Genomic DNA, 23294 nt, shown 5'->3' with positions numbered 1-23294 from the left:
GTGGGCTCAGGCGGTGGGGACCCGGTCGCGGAAGGTGGTGCGGTAGCCCTGCGGGGTGGTGCCGAGCCGGCGGGCGAAGTGGTGGCGCAGGGCGGCGGCGTCGGGGAAACCCGAGCGGCCGGCGACGCTCTCCACGCTGAGCCGGGTCTCCTCCAGCAGCCGGCGGGCCAGCAGCACCCGCTGGTTGGTGAGCCAGTCGTGCGGGGTGGTGCCGGTCTCGGCCCGGAACCGGCGGGCGAAGGTCCGCGGTGACATGCCGGCGCGGGCGGCCAGCTCGTCCACGGTGGTCGGCCGGTCCAGGTGCCCCACCAGCCAGCTCAGCACCGGTTCGAGGGTGGGGGCGTCGGGGGTGGCCGGGATCGGCGCCTCGACGTACTGGGACTGGCCGCCGTCGCGGTGCGGCGGGACCACCATCCGCCGGGCGAGCCGGGTGGCGGTGCCCGAACCGTGTTCCTGGCGTACCAGGTGCAGGCAGGCGTCGATGCCGGCGGCGGTGCCGGCGCTGGTCAGCACCGGCCCGTCGGCCACGTAGAGGCTGTTGCACCGGACCCGGGCCGAGGGGTGGCGGCGTTGCAGCTCGTCGACGTACTTCCAGTGGGTGGTGCACTCCCGGCCGTCGAGCAGGCCGGCCGCACCGAGCACGAACGCCGCGGAGCAGACGCTGAACACGTACGCCCCCCGGTCGGCGGCGCGGCGCAGCGCGGCCAGCACCGCCTCGGGCAGCTCACCGTCGCCGTGGGTGTACGCGGGCACCGCGACCAGGTCGGCGTCGTCGACCGGGGCGAGGTCGGCGTGCGGGGTGAGGCCGAAGCCGGAGGCGGTGCGCACCGGGTCGCCGTCGGCGGTGCAGACCGTGAACCGGTAGCCGGGGAAACCGTCGTCGGTGCGGTCGGTGCCGAAGACCTCGGTGAGCACGCCCAGCTCGAAGACGGCCACCTGGTCCAGTGCGATGACGGCCACCGATCGGATCATGTGACGAGGGTAACCGCAGGAGTGGCAGAAAATCGAGGGGGCATGGCATTACTGCCACTGTCCGGCGCTGGGATGGGGGCGGAAACTGGTAGCAGTCCGGTGCGCGCCGGCGGCGAAAACCACGCAGATCCCCGGAAAGTGAGCGCCGCCATGCAGTTGCTGTTGTTCCTGCTCTTCATCGTCGCGCTGGCCGTCGCCTCGGCTGTCGGCCTGACCGCCGACACCCGTGACTCCGCCGACTGGAAGCCCACCGAGGACGGTCGCCGCTGGCGGTCCCACGCCTGCTGAGGTGGTTGCTCCCGGTGTGCCGGAAAAAACCGTGGCGGGGTCGCGCCGAAAGGTGCGGCCCCGCCGACGCGGGTCGGCCGGCGTACGGCAGGCTAGGAGCATGGCTGACGGCTCCTGGTACGACGCCGACATCGATCACGTGATCATCTCCGAGGCACAGATCCGCGAGAAAACGGCGGAGCTGGCCAAGCAGGTCTCGGCGGACTATGCCGGGGTCACCGACGGGCTCCTGCTCGTCTGCGTACTCAAGGGCGCGGTCATGTTCATGGCCGACTTCGCCAGGGCGTTGGGCCGCCAGGGTCCACCCGTGGAGCTGGACTTCATGGCCATCTCCTCGTACGGCCAGGGCACCACCTCCTCCGGCGTGGTACGCATCCTCAAGGACCTGGACCGGGACATCGCCGGTCGGCACGTGGTGGTGGTCGAGGACATCGTCGACTCCGGCCTGACCCTGTCCTGGCTGCTGCGCTACCTGGAGTCCCGGTCGGCGGCCAGCGTCGAGGTGGTGGCCCTGTTCCGCAAACCGGAGGCGGTGAAGGTCACGGTCCCGGTGAAGTACGTCGGCTTCGACATCCCCACCGAGTTCGTGGTCGGCTACGGCCTGGACTTCGGCGAGCGCTACCGCGAGCTGCCGTACGTCGGTGTGCTCAAGCCCGAGGTCTACGCCCGGGCCTGAACGTCCGCTCGTATCGGTCGTCATCGAGCGGACGTTCAGCGGGCTCCCAGCCAATCCGACTACGGTAGGGACGGGTGGCGTGGGGGCAGCTCCGCGCCCGGCACCCCGACCCGCGTGACCGGGCGGTCGACGGAGCCGGTGCGCAGTTCCCCGCCACGTCGGCTGAGACCCCGGTTCGCCGTCCACGCGGGCGCCGGGCTCGCAGGCTCGCAACTCGGGGTCACGAATGTGCCCGACTGCGGGGCTCGCAAGCTCGCACCTGGCGCGCACGGTGTACCGTCGAATGACCGCGGTGCGGCAGTTCGCGCGCCCCGGGGTCGAGGCCGGCCCGCACGGCGGCTCGACGCCGCCTCCGGCGGCGACACCATTCAGACGGTCAGGACGTCGATCAGGAGGATGCGGGCGCCTCGGCGCTCGACAACAGCATGGAACGTACGCGTTTCTTCCGCCGACCGGTGGTCTGGATCATCCTGGTCATCCTCGGCGCCGTTGTGCTCAGTCAGCTGTTCACCGCTGGTCCCAGCTACCACCGGGTGGACACTTCCGTTGCGCTCGACCAACTGCACACCGCCAAGATCAACAAGGTCGTCTTCCAGGACAAGGAGCAGACGCTCCAGCTCAACCTGGCCGAGAAGACCAAGTTCGGCGACACCACGACCGACCGGATCGAGGCCCAGTTCCCGTACCAGGCCGGCGAGCAGGTCTGGAACGAGGTCCTCGAGGCCAAGGCGGCCAACCGGGTCACCGGCCCGGCCGACGCCAAGGTGTCGTCCGACAGCATCTGGGTGAGCCTGCTGGTCAACCTGCTGCCCATCGCGCTGCTCGTGCTCCTGCTGCTGTTCTTCATGTCGCAGATGCAGGGTGGCGGCTCCCGGGTGCTCAACTTCGGCAAGTCCAAGGCGAAGATGATCACCAAGGACACCCCGAAGACGACCTTCGCGGACGTGGCCGGGGCCGAGGAGGCGGTGGAGGAACTCCACGAGATCAAGGACTTCCTCCAGAACCCCGCGAAATACCAGGCCCTGGGCGCCAAGATCCCGAAGGGCGTACTGCTCTTCGGCCCGCCCGGTACCGGTAAGACGCTGCTGGCCCGCGCCGTCGCCGGCGAGGCCGGGGTGCCGTTCTACTCGATCTCCGGCTCGGACTTCGTGGAGATGTTCGTCGGTGTCGGCGCCAGCCGGGTCCGCGACCTCTTCGAGCAGGCCAAGGCGAACGCCCCGGCGATCGTCTTCGTCGACGAGATCGACGCCGTGGGCCGGCACCGTGGCGCCGGCATGGGCGGCGGCCACGACGAGCGGGAGCAGACCCTCAACCAGCTGCTCGTCGAGATGGACGGCTTCGACACCAAGGGCGGGGTCATCCTGATCGCCGCCACCAACCGGCCGGACATCCTCGACCCGGCGCTGCTGCGTCCGGGCCGGTTCGACCGGCAGATCCCCGTCGACGCCCCCGACATGGAGGGCCGCAAGGCGATCCTGCGGGTGCACGCCAAGGGCAAGCCGTTCACCCCCGACGTCGACCTCGACGCGGTCGCCCGGCGTACCCCCGGCTTCTCCGGGGCCGACCTGGCCAACGTGATCAACGAGTCCGCGCTGCTCACCGCCCGCAAGGAACAGCGGGCGATCAGCAACGACTCGCTGGAGGAGTCGATCGACCGGGTGATCGCCGGGCCGCAGCGCCGGACCCGGGTGATGAGCGACCAGGAAAAGAAGATCACCGCGTACCACGAGGGTGGGCACGCGCTGGTCGCCTGGGCGCTGCCGCACGCCGCGCCGGTGCACAAGGTGACCATCCTGTCCCGGGGGCGTTCGCTGGGGCACACCCTGGTCCTGCCGACCGAGGACAAGTACACCCAGACCCGGGCCGAGATGATCGACACCCTGGCGTACGCGCTGGGCGGTCGGGCCGCCGAGGAACTCGTCTTCCACGAGCCCACCACCGGCGCCGGCAACGACATCGAGAAGGCCACCCAGTTGGCCCGCGCGATGATCACGCAGTACGGCATGAGCTCGAAGCTCGGCGCGATCAAGTACGGCACCAGCGGGGACGAGCCGTTCCTCGGCCGCAACATGGGCCACGAGCGGGACTACTCCGACTCGGTCGCCGCCGAGATCGACGGCGAGATGCGGGCCCTGATCGAACTGGCCCACGACGAGGCCTGGGAGATCCTGGTGGAATACCGGGACGTCCTGGACAGGATGGTCCTGGAGCTGATGGAGAAGGAAACCCTCTCCACCGCCGACATGGCCCGGATCTGCTCGCGGGTGGTCAAGCGCCCGCCGATGGCCCCGTACAACGGCTTCGGCAAGCGCCTGCCCTCCACTGAGCCGCCGGTGCTTACCCCGGCCGAGAAGGAGAAGCTCAAGGCGCAAGCCACCGCGGACGGCATCTCCGTCGGCGGCTCCTCGAACAACTCGGACGGTCTGCACTGAACACCGACGCCGCGGCCAGCCCCGACAACGCGGGGCTGGCCGCCTCGTCCACCGAGCCCGGAGACGAGACACTCGACTACGTCGCCGCCCGCCTGATCAGCGGCAAGCTCAACGGTCGTCCGATCGAGGACACCATGGACCTCGGCCGGATCGAGAAGGCGGTCCGCGAGATCCTCATCGCGGTCGGGGAGGACCCCGACCGCGACGGCCTCCAGCAGACCCCCGCCCGGGTCGCCAGGGCGTACGCCGAACTCTTCGCCGGCCTCCGGGTCGACCCGGCCCAGGTGCTCAGCACCACCTTCGAGGCCAACCACGAGGAGTTGGTGCTCGTCCGGGACATCGACATGATGAGCCTCTGTGAGCACCACCTGCTGCCGTTCCGGGGCAGCGCGCACATCGGCTACATCCCCGGCCCCGACGGTCGCATCACCGGCCTGTCCAAGCTGGCCCGACTGGTCGAGGTCTTCGCCCGGCGTCCGCAGGTGCAGGAGCGGCTCACCTCGCAGATCGCCGACCTGCTGATGAGCCGACTGCAACCGCGCGGCGTCATCGTGATACTCGAATGCGAGCACATGTGCATGGCCATGCGCGGCATCCAGAAGAGCGGCGCCAAGACCATCACCTCGGCCGTGCGCGGCGTGCTCCAGCACGACGCGAAGTCCCGCGCCGAGGCGATGTCACTGATCATCCCCCGCTGAGCCCTGAGCCCTGAGCCCTGAGCCCTGAGCCCTGAGCCCTGAGCCCTGAGCCCTGAGCCCTGAGCCCTGAGCCCTGAGCCCTGAGCCCTGAGCTGGCGTGCGGGCCGGGGTCAGCGGTGCGGGCCGGGGCCGGCGGTCAGCCGGCCAGCAGGGCCAGCATGATCCCGGCGGTGGTCACCACCGCCGGCACCAGGCAGGTCAGCAGCCCCAGCCGGGGGGTACGCTCCCACCTCCCGTCCGGTCCTGGAGGGAACAGCCGGCTGATCCCGACCCAGCCGGCCGCGAACGCCGCCGCCGGCATCGGCAGGCCCACCACCAGCGCCGCCACGCTCACCGGGCCGGAGTCGACCGTCAGGAACAGCACCAACTGCACCACCGGCACGATCAGCGCCAGCGGACCGTACACCAGCAGGTTGCGCCACCGGGGTGGCCAGGCCGCCGGACGCGGCGCACCGCGCGCGGCCAACGCCGCGTCCGCGCCCTCCACCCAGCCCTGGGCCGTACGCAGTCCGGCCAGCACCGCCGCCGGACCGCCCAGCATCACCCTGGTGGCCTCGGTCAGCTCCGGCGGCGTCGGGGCCAACGAGATCGCCGGTACACCCAACTCGCGCAGCCTCGCCTGCTGCGGCACCAACCGGGCGCGTACCTCGGCCAACTCCGCACGGGCCGCCTCCACGGCGCGGGACTGCGCCGCGGCAGCCGTCGCCGCACCCCGGCGTACCCCGTCGAGCTGGCGGGCGGCGGCCAGATACTCGGTCCACGCTGCGGTCATCGACGGGGCCGGCTCACCGGCGGGCCGCTGCCGGACCGGTGCCACCGTCACCGCGTCATCGATGCTCACGCCCGACGCTCCGCACGACAGGTCACGGCCAGGTCCCCCTCGCGGTCGGTCACCTCAGGTCCCCCTCGCGGTCGCCCAGCTGCGGCCCCCGTGGCGGTCGGTCCCTCGCGGTCAGGCCGCGCCCGGTCAGGCCGTACCCGTTCCCCACGCGGCCGGTCACGAGGTTTCCTCCTCGTCGGCGAACGGCACCAGGACGGTGCCCCGGTCGTCGGCACTGTCCCAGAGAACCACCCGGGCCGGTCGGGGACGCCACTGCACCGGATGGCCGAAGAGCGAAGCGAGCTGCGCACCCGGCACGTCGACGGTGGCGACCGCGGCCAGCTTGCCCACCTCGTCGTCCGGCTCCACCAACCCCGCGAACGGCGGAACCGTCCGCCACCAGCCCAACAGGTGCCGACCCGCCGGTGGGCCCTCCCGCAGCAGCGTGCGCAGCCGCTCCGGCGGCAGCTCCTCCGCATTGGGTACGTCCACCCCGAACACCACGAAATAGGTCGGGCCGGTGCCGGTGGAGGCGGTCAGCAGGCCCGGCCCGTCCACCGTCGACACGCGGTGACACCCACCCAACTCGGCGGCGAGCGCGGCGGCCAGCGGGGCGGACCCCTCGGTCAGCGCGGCGACCACGAACTCCGCGCCGCCCGGCGGGTGGTGCGCGGCGACGCTCCGGGCGGCCGTCGCCAGCAGCGCCGCCGCCGCCAGGCCCGGCCCGAGGACCGCCAGGTTGCGCCCGGCCACCGGACCCAGCGGCACCGCCACGGTCGTCCGTGCCACGTCGACCGCCCGACCCAGCAGCGCCGCCGGGGCACCGGACCGCCCGGCGACGGCGGCCCGCATCCGTGGGTCGTTACCGAGTAACGGCCGGGCCCACCCGGCGAACACCACCGGCGGTACGGCACCCTCCGGCCGCGCTGCGAACAGGCGACGCCGCAGCCCTTCGACCACCTCCGGGGCGTCGTGCGGATCGGGGAACCGGACCAACCGCTCGTGCCCCCGGGTCGCGCCGCGTGGACCACCCAGCCCACCGGCCGTGTTCACCACCGCGCTACCCACCGCCAGACCGGCGGCGGCATCGTTGGTCGGCATCAGCACCGCGCTGCCCCCGGCGAGCGCCACCCGCACCGGGAACTGCCCCAGCACCGAGTCCCGGGGGGCCGACCCCGCACCGACACCCAGGTCACCAGCCCCGGCCAAGACAAGGTGGACGCCGTACCCCCGCCCCGAGCGGGCCAGCCCGTCCAACCGGGCCAGCACCTCGGCAGCCACCGGATCCCGATCCGACAACAGCAGCGGAAAATTGTCGAGGACACAGACGATGCGGGGCAGCACCTGATGGTCACGCAGCTCCGCGAACCGTTGACCACCGGCCCGCGCCGCCGCCTCCTCCCGTCGGTGGATCTCCGCCGCCAACTGGTCGAACAGGTCCCGGACGTACTCCGGGTCGGCGGCCATACCCGCCGCGCGGACCTGCGGCAACCACGACCGGTCCCGTTCGGTCTGGAGGAACTCCACGAACGACTCGCCGTCGCCCAGGTCCACCAGGTACAGCGCCAGTTCGTCCGGGCCGTACCGGGCGGTCAGGCCGAGCAGGGCGGTGGTCAGGAACGCCGACCGACCCGCGTCCGACCGGCCACTGACCAACCAGTGCGGGGTCAACTCGGTGAAGCCCACGGTGACCGGCCGGCCCCCGGCATCCCCGACAGTGGTGGACAGGCCGTCGACCGACGTCGTCGTCCACAACTCGGCATCCCCGGGCGGCAACAACTCGGCCAGACCCAACCGGGAACCCGCCTCCACCTGGTCGGCCAGCCGACGACACACCGCCCCGATCAGCTCCGGACCGGGATCCTCGTCGACGAGGACGGGACAGTTCAGCCCACCCGGTGACTCGGTGCCCGGTCCGCTGAACGGGCTGCCTGGCGGATCACCCACCAGCGCGTACGAGGTGCGTAGCCGCACCGGCGTGGCCTGTGGCAACGGCGGCCGACCCAGTACCGGCCAACCGGCCACCACCAGGTGCAGACCGGCACCCCGGCCGCGCTCGGCCAGCGCCACGATCCGGTCCAGGTCGCTCGACCCGGTCGACTCGGGCAACCCGGCGATCACCAGCAACAGGGTCCGGTCGTGCCGACGGGGACGACCGGCACCCGGAGACACCCACTGCTCTGCCTCGGTCAGCACCGACCGAAGCCCGGCCACGTCCGCCGCCGGAGGCGGCAGCAGACCCGCGTCGACCAGCGCCGCGAACGGGGCGAAGACGCCGTCGCCCCCCAACCCGACACCGTCGCCCCGGCTACCGCCCGGGGCGACGCCCGCGCCGGGTCGGCTGGTGGTGCCGTCGACGCCGCGCACCAGCAGGCAACCTGCGGGGATGGCCGCCAGCACCCGCAGCAGTACGGCCCGCAGCAGGCCGCGCACCCGCAGGTCCCGGGCGTCCGCGTCGAGCGTCAGGTGCCCCGACCCGAACAACGGCACCAGGGCCGGGAAACGGGCATCCTCCAACGGTGCCGCCACCCCGATCCGCACGAAGGGCGGATTTTCCTCACCACACGGGGCGTCCGCCGACAGGGTCTCCAGCGGGACGCCGGCCCACCCCGGTGCGAGCAGGGCGGCGGCGCTGCGCAGCCGGTCCGCCAGTTCGTACTGGCGACGCTGGTCGGCGGGGGCGGGACGGATCTCGTCGAGGACGACGGTGGCCGCGGCGACGGTGGCGGCGGCCCGACGGTGCAGGGCTGCGGCGCGGTTCGTACGAGCCTTCGGACCGGCCACCGCGTCCACCCCTCTTTCCGAGGCGTGTCCACCCCTCCTTCGAGGTTGGATACCCCCGACTGCAGACCGTATCCCAGCCCGGGCCGCTCCCCCGGGATGCACGACGGCGATGCGCCGGGCTTGTCGCGAATGGTGGAGAACTCTCACCTGCCGGGGTCGTCCTGTCACGATCTGCAGCTTCCGGGGCATTGGGTACGAGGCGGCCAGCCGATAGCCTCAGGGGGTGGAATCAGTGCAGCCCCCCGCCGGTTCCCAGGTGTCCCGCGTACCGGCGCAGCGGACCCCACCGGACCAGTCGGCACCCCCTGCGCCGCTGCCGGTGCCGCCGCGTCGGCCTCGCCGGCTCCGGACCGTCCTCACCGTCGTCGGCGGGGTGTTGGCGTTGCTCTGTGTGGGGGCCGGAGTGACCGGCTACGTGCTGTACGAGCGGGCCGCCACCCCCGACCGCAGCGCCCCGGACGTCGTGGTGGTCAGCTATCTGCAAGCTACCTTTGTCGCCCGTGACGACAACAGAGCCAAGCTCTTCACCTGCACCGGCCTAATACCATCGGTTAGTGAATTTCGAAACCAGATGGTCAGCCGGGAGCGGCAGTTGGACGCTGTCTTCTCTGTCAACATCGAGGATGTTCGCGTGACCATGACCGGCAGGTCGGCTGCTGTGGTCCGCGCGGTCGTCAGGCGGAGTGCCACTATCGACGGGCTGCAACAGAGTCTGGCCGACGCGTGGAGCTTTGAGGTCGTCGATCAGAAGGAGGGCTGGCGGGTCTGTGCAGGGAAGTTAGTTCAGTAACCTTATTCGATCCACAGCAGGTGGACCGGAACCTCAAGGGTGGTGGGCGGTTGTCCGCGCCAGGCCCAGCGGTACCACTCCAGTTCCGGAGTGACCCGCACGCAGATGTCGCCGTCGGCACCCGAATACGACTCGGTCACCGCGCGAAGATCGCGGTGTTCCGTGGAGTCCTCGACATGCACCACCCGTCGGCCGTTGACCGCATCCGTCTCGAAGACCGGGGTGGGGGCGGGGTGTGTCGGTCCGTCCAGGGAGACCAGACGAATGCCCTGGCCACGACCAGCATCAGTGGTCGATGGGCGGGCCCCGAGGGTCTCCACCCAGACCCGTTCCACGGGGACGAGCGGGGCGAAAACTTCGACCTGGTCGGACTCTGCCCGGTACCACTCGTGTTCGGGAATGATCGGCACGTAGGTGCGGCTGCCCTGCACCACCCGTTCGTCGGCGCGTAGGTCTCCCCGCCACCCGAGGCCCGGAAGCCCGACGAGGACGCGGCGGCCACGAAGCTCGACCCGGCTGGTGGCGGGAACGATCTCTATCGGCCTCGGCGGTAGCGGCGCCCAGTCGGGCTGGCCGGCGAAGGGGTCCGGCAGCGGTCCGCTCATCGTCGCGTCGGTCTCATGCCGAGCCGTTCAGCGGTGCACCACGTTGCCGCATGAACGGCACCGGGTTGATCCCACCGGCGAAGCTACGGTCACTGTCGACGTGCACCTCGAAGTGCAGGTGTGGGCCGGAGGAGTTGCCACTGCTGCCCACCAGGCCGATCACCTCACCGGCCTTGACGAGCTGCCCGGGGGTCACCCGCGGCTTTTCGATCATGTGGCAGTAGCGGCTGACGAAACCACCGGCGTGCAGGATGTCGACGAACCAGCCACACCCCCCCTTTCCGGGGAAGCCGTCGACATTACAGCTGAGATTGCCACCGTGGTCCGGATCGCAGCGGGCAACGAGCACCCGACCGGTGGCAGCGGCATGGATCTCGGTGCGCTTGCGTGCGCCGATGTCTACGCCGTTGTGTCGCGGTCGACTCGCGGTACGGAAGCCGGAGCCGACCCCGCCCTCGATCGGTGCGGTCCATCCGGAAGCGGCGATGGTCCGCGCGGAGGCCCGGTCACACACCGACCGGTCGGCGATCTGGACCGTCCGGGCGGCCCCACCTGCCAGTGCGTTGACGATCTGACTGGCGACGTCCTCGTGCTTTGCGTACGCGTCGGGGTAGGCGCTGATCTGCACCTTCTGCGCGGCCCGGGTCAGGGGCATCCGCTCCCAACCGTCGAGCTTCAGCAGCTTTTCGTAGAACTTGCGGGCCGCATAGTCGGGGCTCATCCGTTGCGTGACGCTGCCCCAGCCGGCCCGCTGCTGGAACAGGCCGAGGGAGTCGTGGTCAGACCCGACCCCCTCGTTGGGAATGCCACTGGAACCGGCGACGGTGCTGTTGGACAGGTTGCGCAACGCCGATTCCTGCATCGCCGTCGCCACCGCGATCACCCAGCCCCGGGGCGGAACCTTCATCTCCTGACCGACCTTGATGATGACTGCGGCATTACGCATCTGCGTCTGTCCGTATTTCCCCAGACGAGGGATGGTCCCAGATAGCTTGACCTTGTGGTCTTCTTCGCAGCTCAAATCTGCGGCGGTCGGGGACTGCCGGTCGGTACCGAGGCTGGTCAGGAAGAAGGCGGCGGTTCCCCCCGCGCAACACAGGAGCGACAAGAGAGCTACAGAAAGCCCCAAGGCGACGCCGATTCGGATCCTGCGGCGAGGTGAACTGGGCTTCGAGTTCATTTCCGCTCCCAGTCCACAGTGTCAACCAGCCACCGGCCATCCGGCGCGACCAGTTCGAGGCGAAGAGCTCCGGCGTCCAGTGGTATCACAACTTCTGCGAACGCTGCATTCCGCGGGCGCACCGCCGGCTCGCCGACGACACGAGCTCTGGGGGCATCATCAGGGCCCACCCCTGTGAGCTTTTCCATGAGCGCCGGTGTGGAAATCGCATTCAGCCTGCTACGCCACTGGTCGGCCTCAGAGGTTGTGTGGTCTAGCCATGCTGCGGCGAATCGGGTCGCCGTCTGGGCGGGTGTTAGCTGGCCAGGGGCAACACTTGGAGGCTCCGGTGATGGCGCTTCTAAGACGCCGTCATCACCTTCGTCCGGGTCGACGGTGGTAATGGGCTCACGTGGCCTATTCAATCCCGTGTTGAATTCGCCCGGGCCAGCCACCAAACGGGCTGCTCCGATTACCACCAGGACTGACACGGCGATCATGAGCGCGATGCCGATCCGGGAACGGAAAGCCCGGGTGACGAGGAATTCCATTGCTCGCCGCATTGCGTCACCTGGCCTCGGAGCGTATACGGGGGCTGGGCTTCACCGGTGTCGGTGCGGGTGTGGCGGAGCCGGGTCGGTAGACCACGAAGGACGGGGCCTCCTCCGGTACGTCCGGCTCGGTCCAGCTCGCCGGGGTGCGGCGCCGGGGGCGGGGTGCGGCCGTCGGCCGGCTGGTCTCCCGCGACGGTGGCTTCGCCTCGGTCTCGTCGGCGCGCTCGCGTCCATCCGGGCGTTCCCGCTGCGCCGGCGTGCTGACCGTGGAGTGGCTGGGGTCCTCGCGTCTGGCCTCAGGACGCAGGGTGACCGGTTCCAGCGCGGCCCCGCGCCGCCGGGTGAGCTTCGGCTCGGCCGTACCTCCCGGCTCGGCCACGTCGAGGCGGGCGGCGACGCGCATGTCCCGGAAGAACCGGCGGTGCCACGACCCGGCCGAGCCGACCGCCTCACTACTGTCCTTGCCGCCGAGCTGGGTGATCCTCCGGTAGGGCCGGAGCAACAACCAACCGACCACACCACAGAGCCAGACCAGCACCACCTGAAGCCAGCCCGGCAGGGTGGGGGTGCTCATGATCAGGTCGACGGCGAACAGGTAGATCGCCGCCCCGGTGCCGAAGATGGCGATGTTGAAGACGGCGGCGACCACGGCGTTCGCAAGCCGCCGCAACCCGGCGCTGGCCGGGCGGAGCAGGCCGATCGTGCCCAGGATCGGTGCGGCGATGACCGCCCAACGGAAGATCATGAAGCCGAGCAACACCAACAACGAGGCGGTGAGGTCGAACATGGCGAAGAGCAGCGAAGCGAGCACCGCGATGAACCCGGAGCCGATCCGGTCCATGTCCCTCTTGCCTTGCAGATATTCGTAAGCCTCCGGGTCTTCCGCCTTGATCAGCTCGGAGACTTTCATCCACTGCTGTTTCTTCGCCTGAACCGTCGCCTCGCGGGTCGCGGGGTTGCTGCGGATCGACTTGGCTTCACCCCAAGTCAAGGATCGGGCATCGTAAAGTGCAGGTCCATACTTTTTCGCAGTTTCGCTGTCGGCGGAGCCGAGGACGCCACGCAGCCAGTTTCGGTAGAGCATGGTCTCCGCTGCGGTGTCACTTGCGCGGACGGCTGGAGGGCGGAGATCCTTGCATCGATCGGGATTCGGGTCGATGCAGCGACCAGGCTCTGGATCCTTTGCCTGTGGTCCGACGGCGTCATGCACGACGCCAAGCGACGTGATAAGCGTGCCGTCGGCTATGTTGGCAGACTTCACTGGCCAGGCGGCGAGAGCAGTCACAGCGACCATGACGAGCAATGCCCAGCCTGCGGTAGTCATCGCATTGCTCATGTCGGACTGGCGGGAACGCCAAAGGAGGTATAGGCCTACTACGCATAGCGTAACGATTCCGAAAACGCTGAAGACTTTTTGGTAGACCGCCTTGGTTGCCTTCTCTACCAAAGGGTCGGCCCAACCCCACATCGAGCTGGGATCCCAGGCGCGTTCACGCAGCGCGTTCGAGGCACCCACTACGGCCGTGGCGAGCATAAACTCGCCATTGGCCACTGTGGTGGTGAATTTGTAATCTGCATGAAGGACGGAGGCTCCGCACCCGAGATCATAGGTGTTGTAATCGTAGCCAGCATATCCATATAGGCTGTATCGGCCGGCGACACCTCCCGCTGTCGCGGCAGCAGGCTCGGTCGCGAACCATCCAGCAAGGCCAGAGTCAGGAGTGCTGGGTGTAGGAGGCTCTAGGCAGGCGGCTCTGTCGGACGTAATGTCATCGAGCTTCTTCACACAGGCGCGGAAGTCGGCCTGCCACTCTTTGGTGGTGCAGAGATCCGCCGCAGCCTGTGCCGTCACGGATGTCGCGGCGTACGCCGGTGTGGCCCCGATCACCGGCCAGGCGATCGTGGCACCGGCGAGTACGCCGAGTGCGAGGAGGAGCGCCGTGATCCGTGCCCGGGTCCTCGCCATTGTCACGCCTCCAGATCAGCCAGGACGGTCGGTAGTATCCCGGCGGCCTGAGCGGCTGCGGCGGGGGTGGTGTCGAGGTGGTCCAGCAGCCCCTCGACGTACGACACGTCAACCCGGACCTTCTGCACCCGGCCGTCGACGTCCCGCATGACGAACTCGCGGAAGCCGAGCCGGGTCGCGGAGGTGGTGTCGACGGCGGACAGGGAGGCCAGGGTGGCTTCGTAGCCGTCGTCGACCGGGACCCGGAGCAGCCGGAGCGCCTCGGAGGCGATCTCGGTGTCCTCGGCGATCCGGCCGACGAAGACGGTGGAGACGAGGTTCTGGACGTCGAGGCCGAGGATGTCCTTGGGGTTCTGTGAGGCGACCAGGGCGGCGAGGTTCCACTTGCGGGAGTCGCGGGCGAGGCGGACCAGGAAGGACCGGCCGGAGCGCCAGCCCTCCATGAAGTGCGCCTCGTCCAGGCCGACGAGCTTGCGGGAGGACATCGACCCGCCGTAGCAGCGGCGTACGGCGAGGCGGTGCGCGGTGTGCAGCATCGGCAGCGCCAGCGCCTCCTCGGCCGACCAGTACTCGCGTTCGATCTTGAGGTCGGGCAGTCGGAGACCGGCCATGGTGATCACGGTGAGCGCCGCGTCGGCACCGAGCAGCCCTTCCGGCGGGCGGCCGAAGAAGAGCATGGCCAGCGGCATCTCGGCGGTGTCGAGCAGCAGGTGGGCCAGTTCCCGGCCGGCGTCGTCGTCGAGCCCCTGCAGGCAGGTGACCACGTCGTCCAGGGTGGAGGTCTCCTCGGCGGGCACCTGGCGTACCGCGTGCCGGAACAGGGTGGCGGTGGACGCCTCCCTGGCCACCTGCGGTGGCACCAGCATCATGCAGATGTCCTGCACCAGCATGCGTCGCTCGGCCCGGGCGTTGGAGACGGCGATCTCGAACTCCCGGTCACCCGCCGCGCCGCTGTTGAACTCGCTGCGCAGCGGGGTGGGGATGAGCGCGTACGGGGCCAGCGTCCCCGGTTCCGAGCCGGTCAGGTTGAGCACCCGGGCGTACGGCTTGAGTTCGGGCATGGCGCAGAGCCGGGCCAACGGGCCGGACGGGTCGAGCAGGGTGACCTGGACCCCCCGCCGGGCGGCCAGGTAGCCGAGCGCACCGAGCAGCGTCGATTTGCCACCGCCGGGTTCGGCGACGAAGACGGCGAGGCCGGACCGCTCGCGTACCTCCATCGGGAAGTGCAGGTCGAGGAAGACCGGCCGGCGGCAGGTCCCGGCGGTACGACCGATCAGGTCGCCCCGCCGGTCACCGACGGTGGACGCCGCCTGGGGGAGCGCGGCGGCCAGCAGCGGCACCGGCATCCGGCGGACGTAGCCGGTGTTGGCGATGGGCTCCCCGGGGATGAACTCCCGGGCCAGCCAGTCCTGGTTCTTGGGGTGTTGCAGCGAGATGCGCAGCTCGCGTGAGTAGAGCTGGATGAGCCGGCGGGCCCGTTCCATGCACTCCTCGCGGGTCCGGCCGCCGACGGCGATCCGGTGCCAGCCGTGCGCCCGGGCGGAGTCGACCGGCAGGCCGGTGGTCATCTCGTCACCGATCACCAGCGCCCGCTTGGCGAGCCGCTCCAGCTCGGGCGGGGCGTCGATGCCGTGTTCGGCGTAGTCGAGCTGCTGCGAGCGGATCATCCGCAGCCGGTGTTCGAGGTTACGGAAGGAGTCACCGGAGCCGAGGATGTCGACCCGGGTGGAGATCTCCATCGGCCAGGGCAGCCGCTCGTGGAAGTGCAGCCACGGTTCGTGCCGTTCGGGGATCTCCAACGGCTCCATCCGGCCGACCGCGAGCACGGCGACGTGCCGTTCCTCCCCGGTCATCCGGTTGACCAGCTTGACCGTGGTGCCGTACGGGGTGCGGTACCGCTCGACCTGTTCGGTGAGGGCGAGCAGGTCACCGCGTTCCCACCGCCCGTTGGTAACCGGGGAGAGCGTGCCGGGCGGGGCCATGCACAGCGCCACCGAGCGGTAGAGCAACCACTCCAGCTCCTGTGCGGTGACCCGCCGACCCCGCATGCCGAAGCTGCCCAGCACCTCGTCGAACTGCTCGACGGTGCGGCCCAGCTTGCGACGCTCCCCGTCGGCGGTGCCCCTGCCGAAGGCGCGCAGCAGGCGTTCGGTGAGGGAGTCGCCGAGCGAGCGACGGGCGAAGGTGACCCCCAGGTAGGTCTGTCCCTCGGCGTGGTTGACCGACATCAGGTGCTGCTGTGCGGCGACCAGGTGGTCGGCCCAGCCGGGTGTGCCGGGGACGTCGGGCAGCGGTGACGCGGTGTGCGCGTCGATGGTGCGGGCCCACTCGTCGGCCGGGAACGGCCGGGTGGTGCGGCGCAGGTGCAGCCGGAAACCGGCCAGGCCGGCGTACTGCTCGGAGATCGCGGAGAGCAGCGCCTCGCGTTCGGCGTCCGGGCGGAACGCCCATCGGACCTCGGGGAGCCAGTACCAGGCGGTGACCGTGTTGGGGGTGAAGGTCAGGTGCCCGGCGATCTCGGTGATCGCCAGGTCGATCGAGGGGTCCCGGTCACCGAACTTGATCTTCGGGGGGCGTACCCGGACGGGCTTGGTCGCCTCGGTCCGGCGGCTCGCCGCACGTTGCCTCGGCGCGGCCAGTTCGCGGGGGCCGGGTTCGGTGGGGTCGGGCTCGACGAGTGCACGCCGGGTCGGTTCGGCGGTCAGCGCGCCGGCCGGCGCGGTCACGGACTCGACGCGGACCGGTTCGGCCGGCTCCGGCCAGGCCGGGTCGGTGGTCTCCGGCCAGACCGGCTCGACGTGGTCGGGCCAGGTCGTCGGCGGGGACTCCACCGGGGTGGGGCGGGGCCGAGCCGTCAGCGCTGCGGCCCTTCGGGCCTGTTCGTCGGCGTCCCGCCGGGCCGACTCGGCGGCCTCGCGCCGGCTGCGCTCGGCGGCCTCGATCCGGGCCGCGTCGGCCGCCGCCCGGCGGGCCTGCTCGGCGGCTTCCCGCTGCGCCGTCTCGGCGGCCTCGTGTCGGGCCTGTTCGGCGGCTTCGCGCTGGGTCTGCGCGATCGCCTCCCGTCGGGCTGCTTCGGCGCTCTCCCGGCGGGCCTGCTCGGCCGCTTCCCGGCGGGCGGTCTCGGCGGCTTCCCGGCGACTGCGGTCGGCGGCTTCCCGGGCCCGTTCGGTGGCTTCCCGGCGGGCCCGTTCGGCCGCTTCGCGGGCGGTGAGCGGCTCGCCGGTGTCCCGGGGGAACAACTCGGCCGGGACGCGGCGCGGTGCCCGCTGCGGTGGTTCGGTCGGCCGGTCACCGGCGACCGCCGACCGGTCGCCCTGCTGGTGTGGAACCCGGGTACGGGCCGGTCGCTCGGTCGGCGGGGCCGCCTCGATGGCCGCCGGAGGCGCCTGCGCCTCGATCGCCGCCGGTGGCGTCGACGCGGCGGCGATTCGGTGCGGGGCGGGCTGGGGCTGCCGGCCGGGGCCGCGCCGCGCGGCGGAGCCGGGGGGCGGCCCACCGGGTGCCGGGGGGGTGCCGGGGCGTGGACCGCCGCCGAAGAGATCGAGGAAGGGGGAGTCGATGTCGGTGCCGTCACCCACCAGCATCGGCGCGGCGGAGACCGGCTCGACCGGGGGGGTGCCCCCGCCGGGGGTTGGGCGGGGTGCCTGGAAGACGCCGACCTTGCCCGGGCCGGTGAGCAGGGTCGGGTCGTACGGCTCGTCGTCCCGCAACTCCTCCTGGGGGTAGTCGAACGAGCGCGCACGGTTACCGTGTGGGGCGCTGTGTCGTCCGGCCGGGAAACCCGGCGTGGAAGAGCGACTCATTCGACCGCCTCACCCATGTGGTCCGACTGCCCGATGCGGGTACACCCGGTCATGCCAGTTCCTCCCGGATCCTGATCCGGCTGCCGACCAGGCGGGGGTCCCGCAGCTCGGCGGCCGGTTCCCGGGTGCGTCGCCAGTCGGTGAGCGCGGTGCGGATGACCATCCGCGCCGGCCGGTCCGGGTCGACGTACCGGAAGATGAACGAGGTGCTCACGATGGCGAGCGCGATCTCCCAGGCGGGAAACAGCTCGACCTGCAACGTGAACAGCCAGTGGATGAACATGTAGAGGGGTACGAGCAGCATGAACAGGCCGTACTGGGCGTAGGGCAGGTGGACCGGAAGGGTGTAGCCGGGCGGCCCGAGGTAGACCAGGCGGGCCCGGTAGATGTCGTCGTCGGTGCGCAGCCGCATGTCTCGCCCGCGCCTATTCGAAGATCAGATCGATCAGATAGTCACCGATGAAGAAGAGTGTGGCCGCGCCGGCGATGAAGGCCAGCCCGACGATCGCGATGGCCGAGCTGGTGAGCACCTTGGAGATCTCACCCCGGCTGGCCCGCCCGATGAAGATGACCCCGAGCACCGCGAGCAGGATGGGAGCGATCTTGCTGGCGAAGAAGGTGACGACACCGTTGGTGTCGATGCCCTTGGGGGCTGGTTCGGCGAGTGGCGCCGTCGCCAGGGTGTGCAGCACCTGCGCGACGCCGGACGACGTCGTCTCCATCAGCTCGAAGGCGATCACTGGAACCTCCCCATAACGCGGCCGGCGGCGCCGCGGTGGTGCAGTAGGCAAGCCTGGCGGGAATGTGCTCACTGTGCACGGCATCGTTGACGCGGTGCGGGTCTCCCACCACGGAGAGTGGCGAGATTTGGGGGGATTTTCCCGCTTTGGCCCTCCCTCCAGGCTTCGCCATCTCTTGATGCTGGGCAATTCCACAGCGTACGGGCCGCCCCCCTTTGCGACAAGCCGCGAAGAGTCGACCCGATTCGGCCCGGAAGACCGATAGTACACCTGTTCTAATCGGCACGTCAGTCCGGCCGTGGAGAGGGCCGGTGGGGGTTCCCGGGACGCCCCGGCGCGACCGGTACCGTCTAGTCGTGACCGATCTGGTACGGGCGCAGGCCCCGGTGGTGATGGGCGTCCTCAACGTCACGCCCGACTCCTTCTCCGACGGCGGCCGGTACGCGGATCTGGACGCCGCCGTCGCACACGGGGTGCGACTGCGCGACGAGGGTGCGCACCTGGTCGACGTCGGTGGCGAGTCCACCCGACCGGGCGCCGACCGGGTCGACCCACGGACCGAGGCGGCCCGGGTGCTGCCGGTGATCCGGGAACTCGCCGCCGCCGGCGTGCCGGTCAGCATCGACACCACCCGGGCACCGGTGGCCGAGGCGGCCGTCGCCGCCGGGGCCGCCGTGGTCAACGACGTCTCCGGCGGACTGGCCGACCCCGACATGGCCCGGGTGGTCCGCGACGCCGGCTGCCCCTGGGTGCTGATGCACTGGCGGGGACACTCGCGCGGAATGGCCGAGCTGGCCGCGTACACCGACGTGGTCGCCGACGTCCGGGCCGAGCTGGCCCAGCGGGTCGACGACGCGCTGGCCGCCGGGGTGGCCGCCGACCGGCTCGTGATCGATCCCGGGCTCGGCTTCGCCAAGACCGCCGCGCACAACTGGGAACTCAGCGCCCGCCTGCCGGAACTGCTCGAACTCGGCCTCCCCCTGCTCTTCGGGGCCAGCCGCAAGTCCTACCTGGGGCGGCTGCTCGCCGCACCCGACGGCACCCCCCGCGACACCGACGGCCGGGCCGCCGCCACCGTCGCCACCAGCGTGCTCGCCGTGGCCGCCGGCGCCTGGGGGGTCCGCGTGCACGACGTCCTGGGCACCGTCGACGCGCTCGCCGTCTGGTCGGCCACCGGCCACCCCCGGCTCGCCACCACCCCCATCGGGAAGGACCCGGCCCACGCCGGCCGGGCAGAGGGAGGACGACGATGACCGACCGGATCGCCCTGACCGGCCTGCGGGCCCGGGGCCGACACGGCGTGTACGACTTCGAACGCGCCCAGGGGCAGGAGTTCGTGGTCGACGCCGTCCTCGAACTCGACCTCGCCCCGGCCGCCCGCTCCGACGAGGTGACCGACACCGTCCACTACGGCGAGCTGGCGCAGCGGCTGGTCGCGGTGCTCACCGGCGAGCCGGTCAACCTGATCGAGACGCTCGCCGACCGGCTGCTCGCGGTCTGCCTCGCCGAACCGTTGGTCACCGCCGCCACCGTCACCGTCCACAAACCCGAGGCCCCGATCCCGCACCCCTTCGCCGACGTGTCGGTCACCCTGCGGCGTACCCGGTGACCCGGGCGGTGCTGTCGATCGGCAGCAACCTGGGCGACCGGCTTGGCCACCTGCGGACCGCGGTGCACCGCCTCGGTGACACGGTGCTGGTGCTCTCCGGCGTCTACGAGACGCCCCCCTGGGGGGACGCCGACCAGCCGGCGTACCTCAACGCGGCGGTGATGGTCGCCGACCCGGCGGCGGCCCCGGGCGACTGGTTGGCCCGCGCGCAGGCCGCCGAACGGGCCGCCGGTCGGGTCCGCGACCCGGCCCGCCGGTTCGGCCCGCGCACCCTCGACGTGGACGTCGTCGCCGTCTGGGACGACAGCGGCCAGCCGGTGCTCAGCGACGACCCGGAGCTGACCCTGCCGCACCCCCGCGCCCACCAGCGTGCCTTCGTGCTCCGACCGTGGATCGACATCGACCCGCACGGGCGACTGACCGGCCACGGCTGGCTCACCGACCTGCTCAACGCCGAACCGGTCGCCGGTGACGCCCTGGAACTGAACCCGCGCCCCGATCTGACGTTAGAGTCGGACTTATGAACCAGTGGAGCCGGCCGGCATGACAGCGCCCCGACCGCCCCGTGACCAGGAACCCGACGGGTCGAGGATGGGCCCCACCCGGTTCTCGACCCTGGTGGTCGCCGCGCTCGCCGCCGCGGCCCTGGCCTGGCTGCTGATCAGCAGCTTCTACTACAGCGGGATCCCCCGGTTGCCCTGGCTGCCGGTGGTCACCCTGGCCGCGCTGGCCGTGCTCGAGGCGTACGCGGCGGTCAACACCCGGGGCCGCATCGAGCGCAAGCCCGGCCGGGAACCGGTCAACCCGCTGCTGGTGGCCCGGTTCGTGGTGCTGGCCAAGGCGTCCGCGCTGGCCGGGGCGATCTTCCTCGGCTTCTACGCCGGGCTGACCGGTTGGCTCTTCGTCGAGCCGACCAACGCGGCGATCGAGGACCGGCCGGCCGCCGGGGCCGGCGCGCTCGCCTCCCTGGCACTGGTCGCCGCCGCGCTCTGGCTCGAACGCTCCTGCCGGGTCCCCGAGTCCGACGACGACGCCGACGACCGGCAGGACCGATCCGGCCGCTGACCGAGGGGTTACGCCCGGCCCTGCGCGCGGGTACGGTGCCTGGCGACCGGAGAACAGTCAGCCGTCACCGGGGACGGCCGGTCACCTGGGAGGCGCACCGCATGGTGTACGACGAACCGGGCCGGGCGGCGTCGGCAGAGGTGCCCGTGACCGCACTGGACACCGTCTTCGACGACCCGACGCACGGGGAGCCCGGCCGCGACCGGCTGGGCGTGCACGTGGTCTGGGAACTGGTGCTGCTGCTCGCCCTCGTCGCGTTGGCCTACCTGCTCTGGCGGGAGAACCCCGACGCGTTGCGCGGGGCGGGCCTGCGCCGGTTGCTCGTCGACGCGGTCGCGTTGGGTCTGCTCGTCGTCGCCGCCGGGCTGAGCCTGCGTACCGCAGCGGTGAACCTGGCGATCGGCCCGGTCGCGCTGGCCGCCGCGCTGCACTTCGCCGAGCAGGGCGACCGGGGGGTGTCCACGGCGGTCGTGCCGGCCCTGGTCGCCGCCGCCCTGGGTGGGCTGGCCCTGGCCTGGGCGGTGGTGGTGCTGCACGTGCCCGGCTGGGCGGCGAGCCTCGCGGCCGCCGCCGGAATGATCGTGTGGATCGAGCGGTGGACCCTGCCGGTGGCGGTGCAGGCCGACTACGACCCCCGGCGCAACGCCTACTACCTGTTCGCCGGCTTCGCCGCGGTGGCCGTCCTGCTCGGAGCGTTCGGCGCGATCCGGGCGGTACGTCGGCTGGTCGGCCGGTTCCGGCCGGTGGCCGATCCGGCCCTGCGTCGCGGGATGGCGGCCGCCCTGGTGACCGCCGCCGCGCTGACCGCCTCCACCGTGCTCGCCACGCTCGCCGGGGTGCTCGTCGCCGCCAACGCGACCGGCCCGGTGACGCCGGGGTCGGGGCTGGACTGGACGGTGCTCGCGGTGGGCGTGTCCATGCTCGGCGGTGCCAGCGCGTACGGCCGGCGGGGCGGGATCTTCGGTGCCCTCCTCGCGGTCGCCCTGGTGGTGACCTATCTGGCCTGGGCGACCGGGACCGGCGCTCCGACCGACCGGTGGGCCGTCGGTGGGGTGGCGCTCGCGGGTGGCCTGGTGGTCACCCGGATGGTCGAGACGTGGGGCCGACCCCGGACGGCCCGGGGTGAGCCGGTGGAGCTGCCGCCGGTGCGGGACGGGGCGATCAGCTCCGGGTGGTCGATGCCCCCGGCCGGCGAGGCGCGCAACTGGACCCCGGCGCTGCCGGAGCGGACGACCGACGCCGACACCCCGCCCGACCCCTGGGAGGCCCCCCGTTGGCAGAGCGGCCCGCCGCGCTGGGACGCCGACGAACGGTGACCCCGATCGGGCGGCGGACCATCCCAGCGGGGCCCGGACCGGTGGCGACCGTACGGGCGGGCGTGGACGACGGGCCGGGAAGGATCTCGCCGGTTAGGCTCGCGGGCATGACCGAGACTCCTTCCGCCGGCACCGGCCACACCTTCGACCAGCTCGACGCCCTCTCTACGGAGGAGTTGCGGGAGCGGGCCTTCGCGCGGGCCCGGGAGCGGCGGGACGTCGGCTTCTTCTGGTCGGTGCTGCGGCACCTGCCGAACGCCGACGAGGCCGCCGCGCTCGACGGGGCGCCCAACTCGGTCGGGCCGACCATCGACGAGGCGGCGGCGCTGTGGCGGGAGCTGACCGGGCACGGCTACGAGGAGTCCGCGCCGCTGCTGCGGGCCGCGTTCATCGACTACCTGATGAAGCACTGAGCGGTCGCGTCGCCGGCTGGCGGGAGAGGTTTGCCGGTCGGGGCGGGTCGGGCACTTCCCGCCGCATGGCCCTCACCCAACGTCCCCGTACCGTGCGCGGGTACGGCACCGCCGCCGGCACCGGCACCCTCGCCGCGCTGATCCTCGTCGGCGTCTGCGGCAGCCCGTGGTATGTGAGCTGGGCCGAGGCGCACACCGACCCGAACTCCGCCGGTGGCTGGTATCTGCGGCTGCTCGCCTGGCCGGCCTGGCGGGTCGAGTCGGCGGACCCGGCGCACGGGGTGCTCGCCACCGACCTGCGGGCCATCCTGCTGCTGGTGTTCGCCGCCGCGCTGCTTTACCTGCTGCCGACCGGCCAGGTGGCCCGGGTGCCGGGTTCGGCCAGCCAGTTCTTCTCCGGCTGGGCCGCGTACACCCTGGCCGGGGCGGCGGCGACCCTGGTGGCGGCGCTACTCACCACGGACGGACCGCTGCAGGCCGCGTTCGAGGCCACCGGCACCGGTGCCGGCTACGGCTTCTTCGCCGGCTGGATCATCGGGCTGGCCAGCCTGGGTGGCCGGGCCTGACCCGCAGGCGGCCGGCCCGCCCCCGCACCGACCCGCTG

At 71.6% G+C, this 23294-nt stretch carries 21 protein-coding genes and 1 pseudogene; 12 read left to right on the top strand and 10 right to left on the bottom strand.

The window, feature by feature from the left end:
* Positions 1–6: 6 nt before the first annotated feature.
* The gene (locus AB0C22_RS20870; RefSeq protein WP_357536483.1) at positions 7–972 is read right to left on the bottom strand and encodes a helix-turn-helix domain-containing protein; all 966 of its coding nucleotides are present in this window, start codon (positions 970–972) and stop codon (positions 7–9) included.
* A gap of 138 nt (positions 973–1110) precedes the next feature.
* Between AB0C22_RS20870 and AB0C22_RS20865 the strand changes: the two genes are divergently transcribed.
* The 4 genes from AB0C22_RS20865 (at position 1111) to folE (ending at position 5066) form a co-directional block, all read left to right on the top strand.
* The gene (locus tag AB0C22_RS20865) at positions 1111–1260 is read left to right on the top strand and encodes a hypothetical protein (RefSeq protein ID WP_357536612.1); all 150 of its coding nucleotides are present in this window, start codon (positions 1111–1113) and stop codon (positions 1258–1260) included.
* Between the two features lie 100 nt (positions 1261–1360).
* The gene (gene hpt / locus AB0C22_RS20860) at positions 1361–1936 is read left to right on the top strand and encodes a hypoxanthine phosphoribosyltransferase (RefSeq protein WP_208567737.1); all 576 of its coding nucleotides are present in this window, start codon (positions 1361–1363) and stop codon (positions 1934–1936) included.
* A 425-nt stretch (positions 1937–2361) separates the two neighbouring features.
* Complete coding sequence (gene ftsH / locus AB0C22_RS20855) at positions 2362–4368, top strand: ATP-dependent zinc metalloprotease FtsH (RefSeq protein ID WP_219465091.1); 2007 nt, start codon at positions 2362–2364, stop codon at positions 4366–4368.
* 35 nt (positions 4369–4403) lie between these two features.
* A complete protein-coding gene (folE, locus tag AB0C22_RS20850) occupies positions 4404–5066 on the top strand; it encodes a GTP cyclohydrolase I FolE (protein WP_219470430.1) in 663 nt (220 codons plus the stop codon).
* Positions 5067–5202: 136 nt separating this feature from the next.
* On the opposite strand, the gene AB0C22_RS20845 is transcribed toward folE, so the two are convergent.
* Both AB0C22_RS20845 and AB0C22_RS20840 read right to left on the bottom strand, forming a co-directional pair.
* Entirely contained in the window at positions 5203–5889 is a 687-nt protein-coding gene (locus AB0C22_RS20845) for a hypothetical protein (protein WP_357536604.1), read from the bottom strand.
* Positions 5890–6063: 174 nt separating this feature from the next.
* Positions 6064–8679 carry an FtsK/SpoIIIE domain-containing protein gene (locus AB0C22_RS20840; protein WP_357536480.1) on the bottom strand — a complete coding sequence of 872 codons (2616 nt, stop codon included), beginning with the start codon at positions 8677–8679 and terminating at the stop codon, positions 6064–6066.
* 394 nt (positions 8680–9073) lie between these two features.
* On the opposite strand from AB0C22_RS20840, the gene AB0C22_RS20835 reads away from it, so the two are divergent.
* Entirely contained in the window at positions 9074–9460 is a 387-nt protein-coding gene (locus tag AB0C22_RS20835; protein WP_357536478.1) for a hypothetical protein, read from the top strand.
* Positions 9461–9462: 2 nt separating this feature from the next.
* Here the strand turns inward: AB0C22_RS20835 and AB0C22_RS20830 are convergent, their stop codons facing one another.
* From AB0C22_RS20830 to AB0C22_RS20800, 7 genes and pseudogenes are all read right to left on the bottom strand, one after another.
* Complete coding sequence (locus AB0C22_RS20830; protein ID WP_357536477.1) at positions 9463–10065, bottom strand: hypothetical protein; 603 nt, start codon at positions 10063–10065, stop codon at positions 9463–9465.
* 13 nt (positions 10066–10078) lie between these two features.
* A complete protein-coding gene (locus AB0C22_RS20825) occupies positions 10079–11245 on the bottom strand; it encodes a M23 family metallopeptidase (RefSeq protein WP_357536475.1) in 1167 nt (388 codons plus the stop codon).
* On the bottom strand, positions 11242–11775 hold the full coding sequence (locus tag AB0C22_RS20820) for a hypothetical protein (RefSeq protein ID WP_357536473.1): 534 nt from the start codon (positions 11773–11775) through the stop codon (positions 11242–11244). The genes AB0C22_RS20825 and AB0C22_RS20820 overlap by 4 nt, the downstream gene beginning before the upstream one ends.
* Before the next feature lie 16 nt (positions 11776–11791).
* Positions 11792–13744, bottom strand: coding sequence for an MFS transporter (locus AB0C22_RS20815; RefSeq protein WP_357536471.1), 1953 nt, complete (start codon positions 13742–13744; stop codon positions 11792–11794).
* Positions 13745–13746: 2 nt separating this feature from the next.
* Positions 13747–16486: pseudogene (locus AB0C22_RS20810) on the bottom strand (ATP-binding protein); the annotation flags it as partial.
* A 1110-nt stretch (positions 16487–17596) separates the two neighbouring features.
* Positions 17597–17959, bottom strand: coding sequence for a hypothetical protein (locus tag AB0C22_RS20805; protein WP_067302246.1), 363 nt, complete (start codon positions 17957–17959; stop codon positions 17597–17599).
* Between the two features lie 13 nt (positions 17960–17972).
* Positions 17973–18287, bottom strand: coding sequence for a hypothetical protein (locus AB0C22_RS20800; protein WP_091247662.1), 315 nt, complete (start codon positions 18285–18287; stop codon positions 17973–17975).
* Between the two features lie 356 nt (positions 18288–18643).
* Between AB0C22_RS20800 and folP the strand changes: the two genes are divergently transcribed.
* From folP to AB0C22_RS20765, 7 genes are all read left to right on the top strand, one after another.
* Positions 18644–19540, top strand: coding sequence for a dihydropteroate synthase (folP, locus tag AB0C22_RS20795; protein WP_219465084.1), 897 nt, complete (start codon positions 18644–18646; stop codon positions 19538–19540).
* A complete protein-coding gene (folB, locus tag AB0C22_RS20790; RefSeq protein ID WP_208567746.1) occupies positions 19537–19896 on the top strand; it encodes a dihydroneopterin aldolase in 360 nt (119 codons plus the stop codon). Before folP ends, folB begins: the two co-directional genes overlap by 4 nt.
* The gene (gene folK / locus AB0C22_RS20785) at positions 19893–20420 is read left to right on the top strand and encodes a 2-amino-4-hydroxy-6-hydroxymethyldihydropteridine diphosphokinase (protein WP_219465082.1); all 528 of its coding nucleotides are present in this window, start codon (positions 19893–19895) and stop codon (positions 20418–20420) included. Before folB ends, folK begins: the two co-directional genes overlap by 4 nt.
* 67 nt (positions 20421–20487) lie before the next feature.
* Positions 20488–20961 carry a DUF3180 domain-containing protein gene (locus tag AB0C22_RS20780; protein ID WP_219470426.1) on the top strand — a complete coding sequence of 158 codons (474 nt, stop codon included), beginning with the start codon at positions 20488–20490 and terminating at the stop codon, positions 20959–20961.
* Between the two features lie 101 nt (positions 20962–21062).
* The gene (locus tag AB0C22_RS20775) at positions 21063–22277 is read left to right on the top strand and encodes an ABC transporter permease (RefSeq protein ID WP_208567748.1); all 1215 of its coding nucleotides are present in this window, start codon (positions 21063–21065) and stop codon (positions 22275–22277) included.
* Between the two features lie 107 nt (positions 22278–22384).
* Positions 22385–22690: a hypothetical protein gene (locus AB0C22_RS20770; protein ID WP_088643875.1), complete on the top strand. Its 306-nt coding sequence runs from the start codon at positions 22385–22387 to the stop codon at positions 22688–22690.
* A gap of 65 nt (positions 22691–22755) precedes the next feature.
* Positions 22756–23256 (top strand): hypothetical protein, encoded by a 501-nt coding sequence (locus AB0C22_RS20765; RefSeq protein WP_219465081.1) that lies wholly within the window; start codon positions 22756–22758, stop codon positions 23254–23256.
* Positions 23257–23294: the final 38 nt, after the last annotated feature.

This window comes from Micromonospora sp. NPDC048894 (genome assembly GCF_040649765.1).
GTDB lineage: Bacteria > Actinomycetota > Actinomycetes > Mycobacteriales > Micromonosporaceae > Micromonospora > Micromonospora antibiotica.
This window is presented reverse-complemented; position numbering and strand designations above follow the sequence as displayed.